The 18292-nt window shown below is 73.4% G+C and carries 16 protein-coding genes; 5 read left to right on the top strand and 11 right to left on the bottom strand.

All coding sequences use genetic code 11. The annotated features are described in order from the left end of the window. Window positions 1-19 precede the first annotated feature (19 nt). The 3 genes from ACI797_RS11660 to ACI797_RS11650 all read right to left on the bottom strand — a co-directional run bounded on the left by ACI797_RS11660 (window position 20) and on the right by ACI797_RS11650 (window position 1877). Complete coding sequence (locus ACI797_RS11660; RefSeq protein ID WP_456858763.1) at window positions 20-154, bottom strand: hypothetical protein; 135 nt, start codon at window positions 152-154, stop codon at window positions 20-22. Between the two features lie 155 nt (window positions 155-309). Then, window positions 310-1587, bottom strand: a complete 1278-nt coding sequence (locus ACI797_RS11655; protein WP_456858867.1) for a multinuclear nonheme iron-dependent oxidase — start codon at window positions 1585-1587, stop codon at window positions 310-312. A gap of 59 nt (window positions 1588-1646) precedes the next feature. Further along, window positions 1647-1877, bottom strand: a complete 231-nt coding sequence (locus ACI797_RS11650; RefSeq protein WP_456858762.1) for a hypothetical protein — start codon at window positions 1875-1877, stop codon at window positions 1647-1649. 265 nt (window positions 1878-2142) lie between these two features. Between ACI797_RS11650 and ACI797_RS11645 the strand changes: the two genes are divergently transcribed. The 3 genes from ACI797_RS11645 to ACI797_RS11635 are packed head-to-tail and all read left to right on the top strand — an operon-like array spanning window position 2143 to window position 5833. Beyond that, window positions 2143-3771 (top strand): hypothetical protein, encoded by a 1629-nt coding sequence (locus ACI797_RS11645; RefSeq protein ID WP_456858761.1) that lies wholly within the window; start codon window positions 2143-2145, stop codon window positions 3769-3771. Beyond that, window positions 3768-5168 carry a ferritin-like domain-containing protein gene (locus ACI797_RS11640; protein WP_456858760.1) on the top strand — a complete coding sequence of 467 codons (1401 nt, stop codon included), beginning with the start codon at window positions 3768-3770 and terminating at the stop codon, window positions 5166-5168. Before ACI797_RS11645 ends, ACI797_RS11640 begins: the two co-directional genes overlap by 4 nt. Beyond that, complete coding sequence (locus ACI797_RS11635; protein ID WP_456858759.1) at window positions 5165-5833, top strand: TVP38/TMEM64 family protein; 669 nt, start codon at window positions 5165-5167, stop codon at window positions 5831-5833. The genes ACI797_RS11640 and ACI797_RS11635 overlap by 4 nt, the downstream gene beginning before the upstream one ends. 84 nt (window positions 5834-5917) lie before the next feature. Here the strand turns inward: ACI797_RS11635 and purU are convergent, their stop codons facing one another. Next, on the bottom strand, window positions 5918-6766 hold the full coding sequence (purU, locus tag ACI797_RS11630; protein WP_456858758.1) for a formyltetrahydrofolate deformylase: 849 nt from the start codon (window positions 6764-6766) through the stop codon (window positions 5918-5920). A gap of 10 nt (window positions 6767-6776) precedes the next feature. Then, entirely contained in the window at window positions 6777-8150 is a 1374-nt protein-coding gene (locus tag ACI797_RS11625) for an L-serine ammonia-lyase (RefSeq protein ID WP_456858757.1), read from the bottom strand. A gap of 106 nt (window positions 8151-8256) precedes the next feature. On the opposite strand from ACI797_RS11625, the gene ACI797_RS11620 reads away from it, so the two are divergent. Continuing rightward, complete coding sequence (locus tag ACI797_RS11620) at window positions 8257-8925, top strand: GntR family transcriptional regulator (protein WP_456858756.1); 669 nt, start codon at window positions 8257-8259, stop codon at window positions 8923-8925. 82 nt (window positions 8926-9007) lie between these two features. Here the strand turns inward: ACI797_RS11620 and ACI797_RS11615 are convergent, their stop codons facing one another. The 6 genes from ACI797_RS11615 to glyA are packed head-to-tail and all read right to left on the bottom strand — an operon-like array spanning window position 9008 to window position 17814. Then, on the bottom strand, window positions 9008-11476 hold the full coding sequence (locus ACI797_RS11615; protein WP_456858755.1) for a GcvT family protein: 2469 nt from the start codon (window positions 11474-11476) through the stop codon (window positions 9008-9010). 40 nt (window positions 11477-11516) lie between these two features. Next, entirely contained in the window at window positions 11517-12101 is a 585-nt protein-coding gene (locus ACI797_RS11610) for a sarcosine oxidase subunit gamma (protein WP_456858754.1), read from the bottom strand. Continuing rightward, on the bottom strand, window positions 12094-14964 hold the full coding sequence (locus tag ACI797_RS11605; protein WP_456858753.1) for a 2Fe-2S iron-sulfur cluster-binding protein: 2871 nt from the start codon (window positions 14962-14964) through the stop codon (window positions 12094-12096). The genes ACI797_RS11610 and ACI797_RS11605 overlap by 8 nt, the downstream gene beginning before the upstream one ends. Further along, window positions 14961-15239, bottom strand: coding sequence for a sarcosine oxidase subunit delta (locus tag ACI797_RS11600; RefSeq protein ID WP_456858752.1), 279 nt, complete (start codon window positions 15237-15239; stop codon window positions 14961-14963). Before ACI797_RS11600 ends, ACI797_RS11605 begins: the two co-directional genes overlap by 4 nt. 17 nt (window positions 15240-15256) lie before the next feature. Then, entirely contained in the window at window positions 15257-16489 is a 1233-nt protein-coding gene (locus ACI797_RS11595) for a sarcosine oxidase subunit beta family protein (RefSeq protein WP_456858751.1), read from the bottom strand. Continuing rightward, window positions 16486-17814, bottom strand: a complete 1329-nt coding sequence (glyA, locus tag ACI797_RS11590) for a serine hydroxymethyltransferase (protein WP_456858750.1) — start codon at window positions 17812-17814, stop codon at window positions 16486-16488. The genes ACI797_RS11595 and glyA overlap by 4 nt, the downstream gene beginning before the upstream one ends. 108 nt (window positions 17815-17922) lie before the next feature. Between glyA and ACI797_RS11585 the strand changes: the two genes are divergently transcribed. Then, on the top strand, window positions 17923-18292 hold a 370-nt coding region (locus tag ACI797_RS11585), incomplete at its 3' end, for an alcohol dehydrogenase catalytic domain-containing protein (protein ID WP_456858749.1).

The following is an 18292-nucleotide window of genomic DNA, read 5'->3' as shown; positions in this document are numbered from 1 at the left end:
GGCCGGACGGGGCGGCGGGTCAAGACCCGGTGGCGAACGAGATCAGCTGCGGCATGTCGACCATGCCGTCGCTCCCGGCCAGCGGAGGGACGGGCCGCCAGGCCGGGGCGGTGGTGCCGGGGCGCTCGATGTCCTCGACGTCGCGGAGGGTCATGGTCCGGGCCTCTCTCTGGGTCTCCGACGGAGGTCGCAGCTGCGTGGGACGGCGAGGGCCGGTCGGCGTGCGCCGCACGAGCGGCGGGACGCCGTTCGCTCCCCCGCCCGAGGGTCGGCCCCCTGGCGTCATCGGACCGTCACGCCCGCGTCACGTCACGGGTCACCGGACGTCCGCGGCCGCAGAGCGGCCAGCTCGACGGCCATGACGTCGACGAGCTCCGGGACGTCGCCGGCCTCCCGTTGCAGGTGTCGCCCGAAGGCCTCGGCTTCGAGGGCCGCGAACTGCTCGGGCGCGGCGCTGCGCCAGAAGCCGCTGAGCAGCTCCCGCAGCTGGTCCTCCCCTGCCGTGCGCAGGAGGTGGCGGACCGTGTGCGGCAGCGCCCATGCGACCATCCCGGCCCGCGCCCGGCCCAGCACCTCGCGCATCAGGGTGATCCCCGGGTCCACCAGGACGGACGTCCCGTCCGACGCACGGTCACCATCGGCTGCCGGCTCGTCCCGGCCGGTCGCACCCCCAGGGCTGATCACCGCTCGTCCCAGCACCGACTCCCACGTGCGGGGCGCGGGCAGCCGGGCCGGGTCCGCGGCACGACCCGGTCTCCCCGTCACCGGGGGACGTCGCGCGCGTCCGCGGGAGTCCCAGAGATGGTGGAGGCGTTCGAGCTGCGCGACCGCGTCGGTGACCGAGACCCGCCCGGCCGACAGGTACGCGGGCATCATCTCGAAGACCAGCGCATGGAGCCCGGGCAGCTCGGGGAGAACCACGGAAGCCAGATCCTCGAGCGCTTCCGGGAGAAGTCCGGAATGCGCGTCCAGCCAATAGCCGTCCACCTCCTGACCACCGGCCAGATGCACTTCCCAAACCCGGTCCAGCGGCATCTCGGCAAGCGCGTCCTGCACCGGCTGTCGACCATTCCGCTCATTGCACCAGAGATTGTGCAGATCGAGCAGGATCCCGCAGTCGGCCTCCTCCGCGACGGCTGCGAAGAAGGCGCCGTCGGACATCTCCCCGGGCTGCGGGCGCAGGTAGTTCACGCCCGTCTCGAAGGCGAAGGGGGCCGGGAGCCCGGCCTTCATCGACGCGATGTTCCTCGCGGCCACCGCGACGGAGGCCGGCGTCTGGACCGGGGGCAGCAGGAAGAGCGTCCCGTACGTCCGGCCCCGGTCCGCGACCCGGTTGAAGCTCAGGTGCTCGCTGACCCACGGGGCGGCCAGCCTGCGGACCGTGTCCGCCACCAGGCGGACCGCCCCCGGATCCGGCGGCACGGTGCCACCGACGGGGAATCCCACCCCGTGCACGAGCGCGGGCTGGGGCATCTGCTCGACCCGCCGCAGGAACTCCTCGTCCTGGCGGTACCCGGCCCCGTCCGAGGACCAGGCCGTCTGCGGCTCGATCTCCACGACGTCGAGCAGGCCCTGCGCGGCCTCCACCAGCGGGTCCAGGCCCGGCAGGTAGATCAGTCCCACCCCGAGGTCGGGCAGTTCCCTCACTAGCCCGAGATGGGGCCGCGGACGTTGAGCTGCTCGTCCACGACGAACTGCCGCACGAGGTCGAAGCGGATGTCGAACCCGGAGCAGCAGGCCTGGCACCCCAGCTGACCGAGGACGTCCGCCTGCACCCGTTGGATGGCGTCCAGGTCACCCAGCACCTTGGGGGGCACGGACACCCGCACCACCCGCGGCTGCGCGAGCTCGAGCTGCTCCACCACGAATTCGCCCACCGTTCCCACTCTCCTCGCCTCGGCGGAATCGCACATTCCTGGCCATCGAAAATGGCGGCCGTCACCTGGATGTCACGGCGGCGTCACCGCCCTCCGACCGCTGGTGCCGGTATTCGGGTAATGCGCGTGATGCGTGCGGAGCGACATTGACAGGGACCGATGGGGGACTCGACCATCACCAGGCGTCGCCCGCGCCCGAGTTCTCCTGAGCGATCGGGAACCCGCCCGGACGATCAGCCCCCCACCGGCCCACGAGGCGGATCCCATGAACCGTTTCCTGCAGATCAAGCAGATCCTCGACGACTCGGTCGGCGGGGCGGGGGCACCCGTCGCCGGCCCGCACCGCGCGTTCTGGCGCTCCCAGACCCGTGACCAGTTCGTGGCCTTCAAGGTCCTCGGCCTGCCGATCGTCACGCTCGGCGACGGGGGCGGTTCGAACCTGGTCAAGGCGCTGCGCGGTCAGACCCCGTTCGGCTCGGACATCGGCACCCCGGGCGCCACCTTCCGGCGCATGCCGGCCGGGCGCCCGCCGGTCCCCGACGAACTGATCGACGTCGTCGTGGCCTGGATCGACGACGGCTGCCCGGAGGACGTGGCCGGGATCGGCGGCATCGAGGCGTCCGTCGAGGGGGCGCCGTCGGGTCGCGCCTTCCTGGTCGTCCCCGAGGGTCCCGGACAGGCTCCGAGTCGGCTCTCCGTGCGCACGGTCGACGGCTCCCAGGGGGATGTGACGGTCCGCGTGCGGCCGGGCAGCGCGGCCGGCGTCCAGGTGTCTCCCGCTTCCCTGCACGTGTCCCCCACCGTCACCGACGTCGCCCTGACGGCGACCTCCCCCAGCGCGGCGCTGAACGACACGACGATCGAGGTGCTCCAGGGGACCACCGTCCTGGCGTCGGTCGACCTGACCGCGGTGGCCCGGCCGGCCGTCCGGTTCCGCGGGACCTTCCAGTGCCGGCTGGCGACCGATCCCGACCCCTTCGACCACCCCTGGGGGGAGAACTCGAGCTTCGGGGTCTACGCGGTGCAGGGCCCCGACCCGGATCATCCCGACGAGCCGCCGCTCGACCGCGTGGTGCGGTTCCACGACGCCGTCGCTCTCCGGCCGTTCTGCGAGCCCATCGGGGTCACGGTGACCGCGGTCGAGGCCCGGGTGGGCGGCACTCCCGTGCAGTTCGACGTGGGTGACCCGGTGATCGGGCTACCGGTCCGCCTGGGGCCGGGCTGCGTGTTCGACGGCCGCAACCGCACCTTCGCCCCGGACGGCTTCGAGCCGATCGCCGACTTCCGGCTCGAGCTCGGCACCCTCTACTCCGGCGCGTCGGCGCCCGCCGTGCCGCGGTCCTCCCCGGCCGAGCCCCCGGGCTCGACCGCGCCCTACGCGAACGGGATCTCCGTGCCCGACGCCGATCCGACCGCGGACAGCCCCGCGGACTTCGGCATCGCCAGCGCCACCTGGGCGGAGAACGCGTGGAACACCATCGCCGTCAAGCTGTCCCGGCTCGTCGCCCAGCAACCGGCCGACGAACGCGCCACCCGCATCCGCGACCGCCGCCTCCGGGAGCACACCGACACCCGACCCGGCCACGGGCTCGACGCGATCGCCACCCCGCTGGTCTTCATGGAGCGCTACACCGGCCTGATCGACCGGGACGTCACGGTCGCCGCGCAGCCGCACGGGGCGCTCGCCTTCCTCGCCGGTCTGCCGGCCGTCCGCTTCACCTGCGACTTCCTGGCGTTCGACACCGACTGCCAGACCGGCCGGGTGACGGGGACGCTCGACGCACCCGCGTCCTCCGGCGTGGCCGCACCCGCGCCGGTCGCGGTGACCGCGGCGCCGGATCTACGCGGGACCGGGCAGCAGGGCCTGCGTCGGATCCCGTTGGACGAGCAGTGACGAGGGCCCGCGCCGACCGGTTCCTCCCCGTCGCAGACCTCGACCGCGCGTTCGAGGCCGCGGAGGTAGCGGGGGCCACGGCGGCGCCGACGGTGCCCAAGCCACCCGAGCTGACCTGGTGGGACTGGGCGGTGTTCCTCCTGCACACGGTGGCGGAGGTGGAGCACGCCCTCATGACCCAGTACCTCTACGCGGCCTACTCCCTCGCCGACGACGACTTCACCGGGGATGCGGTCCCCCCGGATGCAGCCGAGCGGACCGCGGCCTGGCGAGCCACGATCACCTCCATCGCCCGGGAGGAGATGGCGCACCTGCTCACCGAGCAGAACCTGCTGCGCTTCCTCGGGGGTCCGTTGAACCTCGAGCGCGAGGACTTCCCCTTCCGGTCGGCGCTGTACCCGTTCCCCTTGAGCCTCGAGCCCCTGACCAGGACGTCGCTGGCCAAGTACGTCAGCGCGGAGATGCCCGCCGCTCCGGATGCGGCGGACATCCAGGAGATCGTCGCCCGCGCGACCGCCGGGACAGGGGGGATGCGCCCCAACCGGGTCGGCATCCTGTTCGACACGCTCGTCGACGTCTTCGCCGACCCCGCGAAGCTGGCCGACGGCGACCTGCGTTCTGACACGGCCACGGATCTGCAGGCACGCCCCGAGGACTGGCTCGGGTTCGGGCAGCTCATCGTCCGCACGGTCGCCACCCGTGACGAGGCGGTCGCCGCCCTGCGGGCCATCGGCGAGCAGGGCGAGGGGGCCGCCCAGCCGTCGCCGGGGGAGCCTCCCTCGCACTTCGACGAACTCCTCGAGATCTACCGGGCGTTCCCGGAGACCGAGGAGACCGCGGCCCCGGCCTGGATGCCCGTCCGATCGGTCCCCACGAATCCCACGACCGGCCCGCAGGCGGATCCCGACCCGACGGTGGAGCGCAACCGGATCACGCATCCGGTCACCCGGCTGTGGGCGCAGCTGTTCGACGTCCGGTACCGCATGCTGCTGGTCGACCTCGCGCATGCCCTGGTGCGCCCCGGCGCGCTCGTCGGCGACGACGGTTCGCCCACGCCACGGGGACACCTCAGGGACTGGGCGTTCCTCCAGATGCGCGGGGAGGCGACCTCGGGCCTGCGCGGGATCGCGCGGCTGCTGGTCACCCGACCGGCGAAGGCGCACCCGGTCGAGGGCGACCCGGCGTGCGGCGGCGCACCGTTCGAGCTGCCGTACACGCTCGCGCTGCCCGACGACGAGCGCGGCCGCTGGCGCCTGCACCTGGCCCTCCTGGACACTTCCGCGGAGCTGACTGCAGCGCTGGCGGCCGCCGGCGAGACGGGGGACGTGCTCGCCGAGATCGCCTCCATCGACGCCGCGGCGCGGCCGGTCGTCGAGGCACAGCTGGCCGCGAGGTGAACCGGTACGGCGTCGTCGGTGCCGGGGTCGCGGTCGTCTCCCTGGGCGGCTTCGCCCTCGCGCAAGCGCTGCACGTCCCGTGGACCGGCGCCTCGTCACCCGTGCCGACCGCCGAGCCGGGTGTCGCCCTGATCGGCGTCGCGCTGCTCCTGGGTGACGCCGTGCTACCCGTGCCCTCCAGTCTCGTCATGCTCGGCCTCGGTGCCGCCTTCGGCACCGCCGGCGGCACGGTCCTCGCGCTCATCGGGCGGGTCGGCGGAACGCTGCTCGGCTTCGCCATCGGGCGTCGGCTCGCGGGTTCCGAGCCGCCCCCGGGCAGCGCGCGGGCCGCCCGCCTGCTGCGCCGGTGGGGGGCGGTGGCCCTGGCCGTCAGCCGCCCGGTGCCGGTCGTGAGCGAGAGCGTCGCCGTCCTCGCCGGCATGTCGGCTCTCGGCTGGCGGCGGGCCACGGCCGCCACCGTGGCCGGCTCGCTCCCCGAGGCGGCGCTGCTCTGCTGGGCGGGAGCCCAGGCCCGGGACGCCGGCACGTGGAGCCTCATCTGGATCGGCATCCTCCTGACCGCGACCGCGGTGTGGGCGGTCGAGCGCCGGAGAAGCGCCGACGTCCCACCGCCCCGTGGCGCCGGGCAGGCCGTCCTGGGACCCAGGCTGCGCGAGCGGCGATGACGGCCGGACGTGCGAAAGCCACGGATGGAACGAGGAGAGCCGGGGGCGTCGGAGCAGGCCCACCTCACGGGCACCGGTCCTGCGTCAGCGGAAGACGACGGTGCTGTGGCCGTTGAGCAGCACGCGCCGTTCGCTGTGCCAGCGCACGGCGCGGGAGAGCGCGAGCGCCTCGGCGTCCTGGCCGACGGTGGCCAGTGCGCGGGGGTCGAAGGTGTGGTCGATCCGGATGACCTCCTGCTCGATGATCGGCCCCTCGTCCAGGTCCGGGGTCACGTAGTGCGCCGTCGCACCGACCAGCTTCACCCCGCGGTCGAAGGCCTGGTGGTAGGGCTTGGCCCCCTTGAACCCCGGCAGGAAGGAGTGGTGGATGTTGATCGCCCGGCCGTGCAGGGCCGCGCACGCCTCGTCGGAGAGGACCTGCATGTAGCGGGCGAGGACCACGAGGTCGGCTCGGTGCTCGTCGACGAGGTCGAGCAGCCGCTGCTCCGCGTCGCGCCTGGTGGCCGGGGTCACGGGCACGTGGACGAACGGCAGCCCGGCCGCCTCCGCCATCGGGCGCAGGTCCTCGTGGTTGGACACCACGGCGACGAGCTCGGCGCCGAGGCTGCCGGCGCGCCAGCGGAAGATCAGGTCGTTGAGGCAGTGTCCGAGCTTGGACACCATGACCAGGACCCGGTGCGGCTGGTCCCCGGTCACCTGGTAGGTCATGCCGAACTCGGCGGCGACCGGGCCGAACTCGGCCGCCAGGTGCTCGACGGCGGTGTCCTCGGCGGAGACGAACGCGGTCCGGAGGAACAGCTGGCCGCGGAGGGCGTCGTCGAACTGCTGGTGCTCGACGATGTCGCAGCCGTGCCGGAAGAGGAACGAGCTGACCGCGTGCACGATGCCGGGCCGCTCCTGGCAGCTCAGCGTGAGGGTGAACGGGTGGGACACGGGTGCCTCCTCAGCACTCGACGATGTTGAGCGCCAGCCCGCCGCGGGCGGTCTCCTTGTACTTGTCCTTCATGTCCGCGCCGGTCTCGCGCATGGTCTTGATGGCCTTGTCCAGCGGGACGTGGTGCCGGCCGTCGCCACGGACGGCCATGCGCGCCGCGGTGATGGCCTTGACGGAGCCGACGGCGTTGCGCTCGATGCAGGGGATCTGCACCAGCCCCCCGACCGGGTCGCAGGTGAGCCCGAGGTTGTGCTCGATGCCGATCTCCGCGGCGTTCTCCACCTGCTCCGGGGTCCCCCCGAGCACCTCGGCGAGGCCGGCGGCGGCCATCGAGCAGGCCGAGCCGACCTCTCCCTGGCAGCCCACCTCCGCGCCGGAGATGGAGGCGTTCTCCTTGAACAGCAACCCGATCGCCGCGGCGGTGAGCAGGAAGCGGACCACCCCGTCCTCGGAGAACGAGCCCACGAAGTCGCGGTAGTAGTGCAGGACGGCGGGCACGATGCCGGCAGCGCCGTTGGTCGGCGCGGTGACCACCCGCCCACCCGCCGCGTTCTCCTCGTTGACCGCGAGGGCGTAGAGGGTCACCCACTCCATCGCGCGGAGCGGGTCCGCCTCGTCGGGGTGCTCCTCGAGCTGGGCGCGCAGCGCGGCCGCGCGCCGGCGGACCCTGAGCCCGCCGGGCAGCACCCCGCTGGCCCGGGTGCCGCGTTCGACGCACTCCTGCATGACCGACCAGACGTGCAGCAGCCCGGCGCGCACCTCCGCCTCGCTGCGCCAGGCCAGCTCGTTGGCCAGCACCACGTCGCTGATCCGCAGCCCCGTCTCCCGCGCCCGGGCGAGCAGCTCCTCGCCGGTGCGGAACGGATACCGGACGGGCGTCGGGTCCTCGACGACGGCCGGGTTGCCGGCGTCGTCCTGGTCGAGGACGAACCCGCCCCCGACCGAGTAGTACTCGCGGCGGCTGACCTCGTCGCCGTCCGCGTCCACCGCCCGGAAGAGCATGCCGTTGCTGTGGAACTCCAGCCGCCGGCGCCGGTGCAGCACGACGTCGTCGTCCACGGAGAACGCGATGACGTGCTCGCCGGCCAGGGCGAGCTTGCCGTCGCGCCGGACGGCGTCGACCCGCGGCTGCGCCGCGACCGGGTCGACCTGGTCGGGCTGCTCCCCCTCGAGGCCGAGGACGACGGCCTTGACGCTGCCGTGCCCGTGCCCGGTCGCTCCCAGCGACCCGAACAGCTCACAGCGCACACCGGCGACCTCGCCCAGCAGGCCCTCGTCGCGGAGCCGGGAGGCGAAGGTGCAGGCCGCGCGCATCGGCCCCACCGTGTGCGAGCTGGACGGGCCGATGCCGACCTTGAACAGGTCGAAGGCGCTGATGGTCATGCGTGCCTCTCCAGGTACATCTTTGATATACCAGATGTACAGTAAGAGTATGTCGCTCACTCCGACGAGGCAAGCCTCGCTGGCCGTCAGCCCCTACGATGCGCTCGTGACCGCTGCCTTCCTGGATCTCGACGCCTCCGCCGCCACGTCCCTCGCGGACAGGGCGTACGTGGCGGTCCGGGACCGGCTGATCATGCTCGACATCCGCCCGGGCGACCCGATCGACGACGACGTCCTCGCCAAGGACCTCGGCGTGGGCCGGACCCCGGTCCGCGAGGCGCTCAAGCGTCTCGAGGGCGACCGGCTCGTCGTGTCCTACCCGCGGCGGGGCACGTTCGCGACGGGCATGGACATCTCCGACCTGGCGCACATCTCCGAGATCCGCGCCCAGCTCGAGCCGCTGGCCGCCCGCCGCGCCGCGGAGCGCAGCGCCCGCCACCCGCAGGCGGAGCTCGAGGAGCTGGCCGAGCGGATCGAGCAGCTCGACGTCACCCGGGTCGACGCCCCGGAGCTGATGCGGTGGGATCTGGCCGTGCACCGGGCCATCTACCGGGCGGCGGGCAATCCGCACCTGGAGGATGTGCTCATCCGCTACGACAACCTGGCGACGCGGATCTTCTGCCTGTTCCTCGACCGGCTGCCCACGGTGGACGAGCACGTCGGGGAGCACGTGGCGCTGCTCCGCGCGATCGCTGCCGGCGACGCCGATCGGGCCGACGCCCTGGCCCGTGAGCACGTCCTGGGCTTCGAGAAGGCGATCCGCGCCGTCATCTGAGAGGGGACCACCCTTCCCCGGGCCTCCCGGGCTCGGCGCGGGTCCCTGCAGAGTGGCCGCTCCCTCCCGTCACCGGGCGCGGTCAGGCCCGGATCCGGGTCATACCGGGGTCGACCAGCGGCTCGGCCGCCACGGTCGCCGGTATGCGGGTGCCGAAGTACTCGATCTCGACGGCCGTGCCGGCGGTCGCCGAGGCCGGCAGCCAGGCGTAGGCGATCGGGCGGCCGACGGTGTGGCCGAAGGCGGCGCTGGTCACGTAGCCGGCCGGCCGGCCGTCGAGGAACACCGGCTCGTTGCCGAGGACGACGCTGCGGCCGTCGTCGACGGTCAGGCAGGTCAGCCGGCGGTCCACCGTGTCGTCGCTGATCCCCTCGAGGGCCTGCCGCCCCACGAAGTCGTCCTTCTTCTGCCGGCGGACGGCGAACCCGAGACCCGCCTCGTAGGGGTTGTGCTCGGTGGTCATGTCGTGGCCCCAGGCGCGGTAGCCCTTCTCCAGCCGGAGGCTGTTGAAGGCGGCGCGACCCGCGGCGATCACGCCGAGGTCCTGGCCGGCGGCCCACAGCACGTCCCACAACCGCCGGCCGTGGTCGGCGCTGGTGTAGAGCTCCCAGCCGAGCTCGCCGACGTAGGACAACCGCATCGCCGTCACCGGCACCCCTCCGATCCGGGCCCGCTTGGCGCGGAAGTACTTCAGCCCGTCGTTGGAGAAGTCGTCGGCGCTGAGCCGCTGGACCAGGTCGCGCGCCTTCGGGCCCCACAGGCCGATGCAGCACGTGCCGCCGGTGATGTCGCGCACCTGCACGCTGCCGTCGGCCGGTGCCTGACGCCGGAAGTGGTCGAGGTCGAGCGGGCCGTTGGCGCCCACCTGGAACAGCTGCTCGCCCAGCCGGGCGACAGTGAGGTCGCTGCGGACGCCGCCGGCGGCGTCGAGGGCGAGCGTGTAGGTGACCGACCCGACCGACTTGTCCATCTCGCCGGTGGTCAGGCGCTGCAGCAGGGCGAGCGCGCCGTGGCCGCTGATCTCGAGCCGCTTGAGCGGGGTCATGTCGTACATCGCCACCGCCGTGCGGGTTCTCCACGCCTCGGCCGCCGCGATCGGCGAGTGGAACTGCGCGCTCCACGGGTCGCGCGCCGGCGGGACCCACGCCGCCGGCAGCTGCTCCACCAGCGCGGCGTTGGCCTCGTACCAGTGCGGCCGCTCCCAGCCGCCGGCCTCGAGGAAGACCGCGCCGAGCTCCTGCTGCCGGGCGTGGAAGGGGCTGACCCGCAGCTCGCGCGGCGAGAGCCGGGGCTGCAGCGGGTGGACGACGTCGTAGACCTCGACGAAGTTCTGCTGCGAGGTCTCGCTGACGTACTCGGGGGCGAGCTGGACGTCCTCGAACCGGTGGACGTCGCAGCCGTGCAGGTCGATCTCGGAGTGCCCGTCGACCAGCAGCTGGGCCACGGCCCGGGCGACGCCGGCGGAGTGGGTGACCCAGACGGCCTCGGCGATCCAGAAGCCCTGGACGTCGGCGGACTCCCCCACCAGCGGGCCGCCGTCGGGGGTGAAGGAGAAGACGCCGTTGAAGCCGGTGTCGATCTTCGACGAGCGCAGCGAGGGCAGCAGCAGCTTGCTCTGCTCCCAGGCCGGGGCGAAGTCCTCCTCGGTGAAGGGCAGCATCGAGGGCATGCCCGACTCCTGCACGCCGTCGCCCTGGGGCAGCTCGCGCAGGTCGACCGGCATCGGCCGGTGGGCGTAGGAGCCGATGCCGAGGCGGTCGACCCGCTCGCGGTAGTAGAGGTCCTGGTCCTGGTGGCGCAGGATCGGCAGGCTCGCCTCGCCGAGCTCGTCGTTGCGGCCGACCAGCTCGGGCACCTGGCCGGTCCAGACGAACTGGTGGGCCAGGGGCAGCAGCGGCACGTCCATCCCGGCCATCGCGCCGAGCTCCACCCCCCAGAAGCCGGCGCAGGACACCACGAGGTCGGCCGGGATCAGGCCGTCCGGCGTGCGGACGCCGGTCACCCGGCCACCGGCCTGCTCGATGCCGGTCACCCGGGTCGAACCCTGGAAGCGGGCCCCCCGGGCCTGGGCGCGGCGGGCGAGCGCGACGACCGTCCGGGTGGCCTTGGCCAGGCCGTCCGTGGGGATGTGCAGCCCACCGAGCACGCGCTCGCGGTCCACGAGCGGGTGCAGCCGCACGCACTCCTCCGGACCGATCACCTCGGCGTCGACCCCCCAGGACGTGGCCCAGCCCTGCTTGCGCCGCAGGTCCGCGAGCCGCTCCGGGGTGGTGGCGACCTCGAGCCCGCCGACCTGGTTGAAGCACCACGCGCCGTCCACGTCGAGGCTCAGCAGCTTCTCGACCGTGTAGCTCGCGAACGCCGTCATCGTCTTCGACGCGTTGGTCTGGAAGACCAGCCCGGGCGCGTGCGAGGTGGACCCGCCGGTGAGCGGGAGGGGGCCCTGGTCGAGCACGGTGACGCGGTCCCAGCCGCGGACGGTCAGCTCGTCGGCCAGGTTGGCGCCGACGATCCCCGCTCCGATGATGACCACTCGAGGGGTGGTGGGCATTGCTCTCGCTCCTGACGTGCCGGCGGATCGGGGTCCTTGATCAGCTGTTGGGGGTGGCGGTGAACTCGAGGGCCGCGTCGAGCAGCCAGTCGGCGAGGTAGCCGGCGAAGGACGACCGGACGAGGAGGGCGTAGTCGTCGCCGGTGTCGGAGAGTGCCAGCAGCACGACGCCCGCCTGGCCGAGCGCCGTCTGCGCGCTGCGGCCCCGGCCGAACACCCGCGGGTGCAGGTCGATCGCGCAGCCCTTGGCCAGGACGTCCCGGGCGCGGGCACCGGTCAGCCGCAGCCCGATCCGCTGGGCCGAGACGTCGGTCGCCGATCCGCCGAGCGGGAGGACGGCGGCGCGGACGCGGCGCTCCAGCTCCTCCGGCTCCTCCGTCGTGCTGCTGAGCAGCCACTCGTCCGGACCGAGCCAGACGACCCGTCCGGCGCCGGTCGGCACCCAGGTGTTGGGCACCGTCGGGAGGTCGACGCCCAGCGCGGTCGAGGCCTCGGCGCTCACCGTGCCCAACCGGACGTCGACCGTCGCGACGAACGGTTCGACGGTGACCCGGACGGTGGCGGGCAGGCCCGCGAAGGCGGTGCTCCACGCCTCGAGCGGGTGGGTGCGCAGCAGCTCAGCCATCGCGCCGGGCTCCTTCGGGATCGACCAGCACCGAGCCGGTGACCTCGACCGGGACGAGGGTGCCGTTGACGGGGACGTGCAGGGTGTCGCCGACGCGCGCGCGACCGCCCTTGACCAGGGCCAGGGCGAAGGGCCGGGCCAGTTCGGCGCTGCGGTAGCTGGAGGTGACGTGGCCGAGCATGGGCACCGGCGGGGGCGGCAGCTCGCCGTCGGGGAGGAACTCCACGATCTGCGAGCCCTCCGGCAGCACCGTCCGCCGGTCGACCGGCAGCAGCCCGACCAGCTGCTTGCGCAGCGGGTCCTGGTTGGCCGCACGGGCGAAGGAGCGCTTGCCGATGAAGTCGGGCTTCTTCTTGGACACCACCCACGTCATGCCCAGGTCCTGCGGGGTGACGGTGCCGTCGGTGTCCTGCCCGATGATCGGGTAGCCCTTCTCCGCGCGGAGGACGTGCATGGTCTCGGTGCCGTAGGGCGTGATGCCGTACGGGCGGCCGGCCTCGAGCAGCCGCTGCCACACCGCGACCGCGTACCAGGGGTTGACGTAGACCTCGAAGGCGAGCTCGCCGGAGAAGCTGATCCGGGCCAGTCGCACCGGCACCCCGTCGAGCGCGGTGTCCCGCCAGGTCATGAACCGGAACGCCTCGGTGGACACGTCCACGTCGGGGAAGACGGCGCCGACGACGTCGCGGGAGCGGGGCCCGACGACCGGGAAGGTGCACCACTGCTCGGTGACCGAGGTGCAGTGCACCCGCAGGTCCGGCCACTCGGTCTGGACCCACTCCTCCATCCAGTCGAGGACCTTCGCCGCACCGCCGGTGGTGGTGAGGACGAGGAACCGGTCCTCGGCCAGGCGCAGCACCGTGCCGTCGTCGAGGACCATGCCGTCGACGCCGCACATGACGCCGTAGCGGACCGAGCCGACCTCGAGGCTGCTCATCAGGTTCGTGTAGAGCCGGTCGAGCAGGACGGCGGCGTCGGGCCCCTGGACGTCGATCTTGCCGAGGGTGGAGCCGTCGAGGATCCCGACGCCCGTGCGGGCCGCGGCGCACTCCCGCAGGACCGCGGCCTCCATGTCCTCACCGGGCCGCGGGTAGTAGCGGGGCCGCTTCCACTGGCCGACGTCCTCGAAGACGGCCCCGTTCGCGACGTGCCACCCGTGCAGCGCGGTGACCCGCTCGGGGTCGAACAGCCGGCCGCGGTCGCGGCCGGCGAGCGCCGCGAAGGCCACCGGGGTGTAGGGCGGCCGGAACGTGGTGGTCCCGGTGGCCTGCACGGGGACCCCGAGCAGCTCGGCGGTGATGCCCGAGGTGAGGACGCCGGAGGTCTTGCCCTGGTCGTGCGCGGTGCCGATGGTCGTGTAGCGCTTGACGTGCTCGATGGAGCGCAGGCCGGCGCCGACCGCCCGGGCGATGTCGGCGACCGTCGCGTCGCGCTGCAGGTCGACGAACGAGGTGCTGCCCCCCGCGCCGGAGACGTCCGGCACCCGCCAGAGCACGAGGGGTGCGGCCGGGACGACGGGCTCCGGGGCGGCCGGCAGCCGGTCCTCGGACGCCGGCTCGATCGCCAGCGCGGCCAGCGCGGCGCGGGCCACCCGCTGCCCGTCGGCCAGGCACCCGGGCAGGTCGAGGACGCCGGCGGCGGACCCGGTGACGGACAGGCCGTCGAGCTCCTCTGCCGGGACGAACGCGCCGAGCGCCTCGTCGAAGCGGAGCCGGCCGCGGGCCTGGCTGAACAGGTGCACCGCGGGGTTCCAGCCGCCGCTGACCAGCAGCAGGTCGCAGGCGATCGCCCGGCCGGCCCCGACCTCGCCGTCCACGAACGGCGCGACCAGCGCGTGGGTGAGCCGGTCCACCCCCTGCGTGCCCGTGACGACGGATCCGTCCAGGACGGGGATCCCCGCGCGCCCGCACTCCTCCCGCCGTCGCGGCGAGCCGGCCGGCCGTGGGTCGACCACCGCCTGCACCCGGACGCCGGCGCGGTGCAGGTCGAGGGCGGCGTCGTAGGCGCTGTCGTTGGTGGTGAAGACGACGGCCTCGCGGCCGGGCAGCACGCCGTAGCGGTGCAGGAACGTCCGGGCGGCGCCGGCGAGCATGATGCCCGGGCGGTCGTTGTCGGCGAACACGACCGGCCGCTCGTGGGCGCCCGTCGCGACGACGACCGAGCGGGCCCGGAAGCGCCAGACCCGCTGACGGGAGACGTGCTTGGGGGCGGCCGGCCCGAGGTGGTCGGTGCGCCGCTCGAGCGCGAGGACGAAGCCGTCGTCGTAGCTGCCGAAGGCCGTGGTGCGCTGCAGGTGCAGCACCTCCGGGAGCACGGCGAGCTCGGCGACCGCCGCGGCGACCCAGTCCGGTGCCGGGCCGTCGTCGAGCCGGTCGGTGCCCGACAGCAGCGACCCGCCCGCCTCGGACCGCTCGTCGACGAGCGCGACCCGCGCCCCGGCCCGGGCGGCACTGAGCGCGGCGGCCAGCCCGGCGGGCCCGGCGCCCACGACCAGCACGTCGACGTGGTGGTGGACGGCGTCGTAGCGGGCCGAGTCGGGGATCTCCGCGAGGCGGCCCTGGCCCGGCAGTCCGTGGGCGACCAGCCCGTCGTGGAGCTCGACGGTGGTGGCCAGCAGCATCGGCTCGGGGAACGGCTCCTCGACCTGCACGAGGCCGCCCGGGTCCTCGGCCCAGGCCGCGGCGATGCCCCGCGGGCGGCCGAGCTTGACGCTCGTGGCGATCCGGTGCCGGCCCGCGGCGAGCAGCGCGGAGGCCAGCGTGTCGCCGGGGTGACCGGTGTACGCCTGCCCGTCGAAGGTGAACTCGACGGTGGTGGCGCGGTCGACGCGGCCGCCCTCGGCGGTGCGGAACGGGTTCGTCATCGGGTCACCGGCTTCGGGTCATCGAGGCGGTACACGCGCTCGAAGCGGTAGGTGGCGGTGTCGCGGACGGCGTTGAACCAGCGCCGGCAGCCGGTGCTGTGGTTCCAGCGCTCCGCGAAGCGGCCCTTGGGGTTGTCCCGGAAGAAGACGTAGTGCGCCCACTGCTCGTCGGAGAGCTCGGCGGGGTTCTCCGGGTACGGGACGTGGGCCTGGCCGCCGTAGCGGAACTCGACCTCCTCGCGGGGGCCGCACCACGGGCATTCGATGAGCTGCATCGGAGGGGCTCCCTGGATCAGTGGGCCACGGCGGCCGCGCCGTGCTCGTCGACGAGCGCGCCGGTGACGAAGCGGTCGAGGCCGAACGGCGCCACGGTCGCGTGGGGCTCGTCGTGGGCGATGGTGTGCGCCAGGGCCCAGCCGATGCCGGGGGTGGCCTTGAAGCCGCCGGTCCCCCACCCGCAGTTGAGGTAGAGGTTGGCGTACGGGGTCCGCCCGACGATGGGCGAGGCGTCGGGGCTGACGTCGACGATGCCGCCCCAGGTGCGCAGCAGGTGGGCCCGTGCGAACACGGGGAACAGCTCGACGGCCGCGGCCATCTGGCGCTCGATGACGTGGAAGGCGCCGCGCTGGCCGTAGCCGTTGTAGGAGTCGACGCCGGCGCCCATGACCAGCTCGCCCTTGTGCGCCTGGGAGACGTAGACGTGCACGGCGTTGGACATGACCACCGTGGGGTGCACCGGTTCGAGCAGCTCGGAGACCAGCGCCTGCAGCGGGTGGCTCTGCACCGGCACCCGGATGCCGAGCAGATCGGTGAGCACCGACGTGTGGCCGGCGGCGCAGAGTGCGACCGTGCCCGCGGCGATCGTGCCCCGGGTGGTCCGCACCCCGGTGACCCGGTCGCCCTCGGTGGAGAACCCGGTGACCTCGCAGTTCTGGATCAGGTCGATGCCGGCCTCGTCGGCCCGGCGGGCGAAGCCCCAGGCGACGTAGTCGTGCTTGGCGATGCCGGCGCGCGGTTGGTAGGTGGCGCCCAGCACCGGGTAGCGGATGTCGCTCGAGGTGTTGACGATCGGGCAGATCTTGCGGACCTCGTCCGGCTCGACCCACTCGGCGTCGACGCCGTTGAGCTTGTTCGCCTCGACCCGGCGCACGCTGTCGCGGACGTCCTGCAGCGTGTGCGCGAGGTTCAGCACCCCGCGCTGGCTGAACAGGATCGGGTAGCCGAGGTCCTCCTCGAGGCCTTCCCAGAGCTCGAGGCTGTGCTCGTAGATCGCCGAGCTCTCGTCCCACAGGTAGTTGGACCGGATGATCGTGGTGTTGCGGGCCATGTTGCCGCCGGCCAGCCACCCCTTCTCCAGGACGGCGACGTTCGTGATGCCGTGGTTCCTGGCGAGGTAGTGCGCGGTGGCCAGGCCGTGGCCACCACCACCGACGATCACCACGTCGTAGGAGCGCTTCGGTTCCGGGTCGCGCCAGAGGAAGTCCGGGTGGTCCGGCAGGTCGGCGCCGGGGGTGCGGGGGCTCATCGGCCGGCCTCCGTCAGGTCGGGGTAGAGCGGGTGGCGGTCGGCGAGCCGGGTGACCCGCGCGCGGAGCCCCGGGAGCTGCTCCGCGCCGGTCGAGGGCCGCAGGGCGGCGGCGATCACGTCCGCGACCTCGGCGAAGTCGTCCGGGCCGAAGCCGCGGGCGGCCAGCGCGGGCGTGCCGATGCGGACGCCGGAGCTGACCATCGGCGGGCGGGGGTCGAAGGGCACCGCGTTGCGGTTGACGGTGATCCCGATGGAGTGGAGGCGGTCCTCGGCCTGGCGGCCATCCAGCTCCGACCCGCGCAGGTCCACCAGGACGAGGTGGACGTCGGTGCCCCCGCTGACGACGTCGACGCCCGCGGCGCGCGAGTCCGCGGCCAGCAGCCGGTCGGCCAGGATGCGGGCGCCGACGAGGGTCCGCTGCTGGCGCTCGCGGAAGGCCGGTTCGGCGGCCAGCTTGAAGGCCACGGCCTTGGCGGCGATGACGTGCTCCAGCGGCCCGCCCTGCTGGCCGGGGAAGACCGAGGAGTTGAACTTCTTGGCCAGGTCGCCGGTGGCGAGGATGACGCCGCCGCGCGGGCCACCGAGCGTCTTGTGGGTGGTGGACGTGACGACGTGCGCGTGCGGCACCGGGGACGGGTGCAGGCCGGCGGCCACCAGGCCGGCGAAGTGCGCCATGTCGACCATGAGGTAGGCGCCGACCTCGTCGGCGATCCGCCGGAACTCGGCGAAGTCGAGGTGGCGGGGGTAGGCCGACCAGCCCGCGACGACGAGCTTCGGCCGCCGCTCGCGCGCCAGCCGCTCGACCTCGGCCATGTCGACGAGGTGGTCGTCGGCCCGCACGTGGTAGGCCGCGACGTCGTAGAGCTTGCCGGAGAAGTTCAGCTTCATCCCGTGGGTCAGGTGGCCCCCGTGCGCCAGGTCGAGCCCGAGGATGGTGTCGCCGGGCGCCAGCAGTGCGGACATCGCCGCGGCGTTGGCCTGCGCCCCCGAGTGCGGCTGCACGTTGGCGTACTCGGCACCGAACAGCCCCTTCAGCCGGTCGATGGCCAGCTGCTCGACGACGTCGACGTGCTCGCACCCGCCGTAGTAGCGGCGACCCGGGTAGCCCTCGGCGTACTTGTTGGTCAGCACCGAGCCCTGCGCCTGCATGACCGCGAGCGGCGCGAAGTTCTCGCTGGCGATCATCTCCAACGTGGTCTGCTGCCGGGTCAGCTCGGCGGTGATCGCGTCGAAGACGTCGGGGTCGGTGTCGGCCAGCGACCGGTCGAGCACCCGGTCCTGCGCAGCAGGGGCCAGCAGCGTCTCTTCCAGCTGGACGACCATGCCGGGTTCCCTTCTGTCATGAATCCTGCCGAGGACTGGTATACCAGTCGTGTAACACCGTAGGGTGGCACCTCCACGGGGTCAAGTGACGAGAGGAGATCCACCGCCATGGCCTACGAGGTTCGGGGCGTCGTCGCCCGCGCGAAGGGTCAGCCGGTCACCGTCGAGACGGTCGTCGTCCCCGACCCGGGCCCGGGTGAGGCCGTGGTCGACGTGCAGGCCTGCGGGGTGTGCCACACCGACCTGCACTACCGCGAGGGCGGCATCAACGACGAGTTCCCGTTCCTGCTCGGCCACGAGGCCGCCGGCGTGGTCTCCGCGGTCGGCGCGGGCGTCACCAACGTCGCGGTCGGCGACTTCGTGGTCCTCAACTGGCGGGCGGTGTGCGGGCAGTGCCGCGCCTGCCGCAGGGGCGAGCCGCAGTACTGCTTCGACACCCACAACGCCGCGCAGCCGATGACCCTGGCCGACGGCACCG

The sequence above is a fragment of the Geodermatophilus sp. SYSU D00691 genome, assembly GCF_054050275.1.
Note: the sequence above shows the minus strand (reverse complement) of the source record. Positions and strands in the feature narration are given on the sequence as shown.

Bases quoted from the DNA above. Each gene is read 5' to 3' on its own strand.
- ACI797_RS11595 (WP_456858751.1), bottom strand. From the start codon at position 16,489: ATGAGCCCCCGCACCCCCGGCGCCGACCTGCCGGACCACCCGGACTTC.
- ACI797_RS11605 (WP_456858753.1), bottom strand. From the start codon at position 14,964: ATGACGAACCCGTTCCGCACCGCCGAGGGCGGCCGCGTCGACCGCGCC.
- ACI797_RS11610 (WP_456858754.1), bottom strand. From the start codon at position 12,101: ATGGCTGAGCTGCTGCGCACCCACCCGCTCGAGGCGTGGAGCACCGCC.
- ACI797_RS11625 (WP_456858757.1), bottom strand. From the start codon at position 8,150: ATGACCATCAGCGCCTTCGACCTGTTCAAGGTCGGCATCGGCCCGTCC.
- ACI797_RS11645 (WP_456858761.1), top strand. From the start codon at position 2,143: ATGAACCGTTTCCTGCAGATCAAGCAGATCCTCGACGACTCGGTCGGC.
- ACI797_RS11660 (WP_456858763.1), bottom strand. From the start codon at position 154: ATGACCCTCCGCGACGTCGAGGACATCGAGCGCCCCGGCACCACCGCC.
- ACI797_RS11600 (WP_456858752.1), bottom strand. From the start codon at position 15,239: ATGCAGCTCATCGAATGCCCGTGGTGCGGCCCCCGCGAGGAGGTCGAG.
- ACI797_RS11615 (WP_456858755.1), bottom strand. From the start codon at position 11,476: ATGCCCACCACCCCTCGAGTGGTCATCATCGGAGCGGGGATCGTCGGC.
- glyA (WP_456858750.1), bottom strand. From the start codon at position 17,814: ATGGTCGTCCAGCTGGAAGAGACGCTGCTGGCCCCTGCTGCGCAGGAC.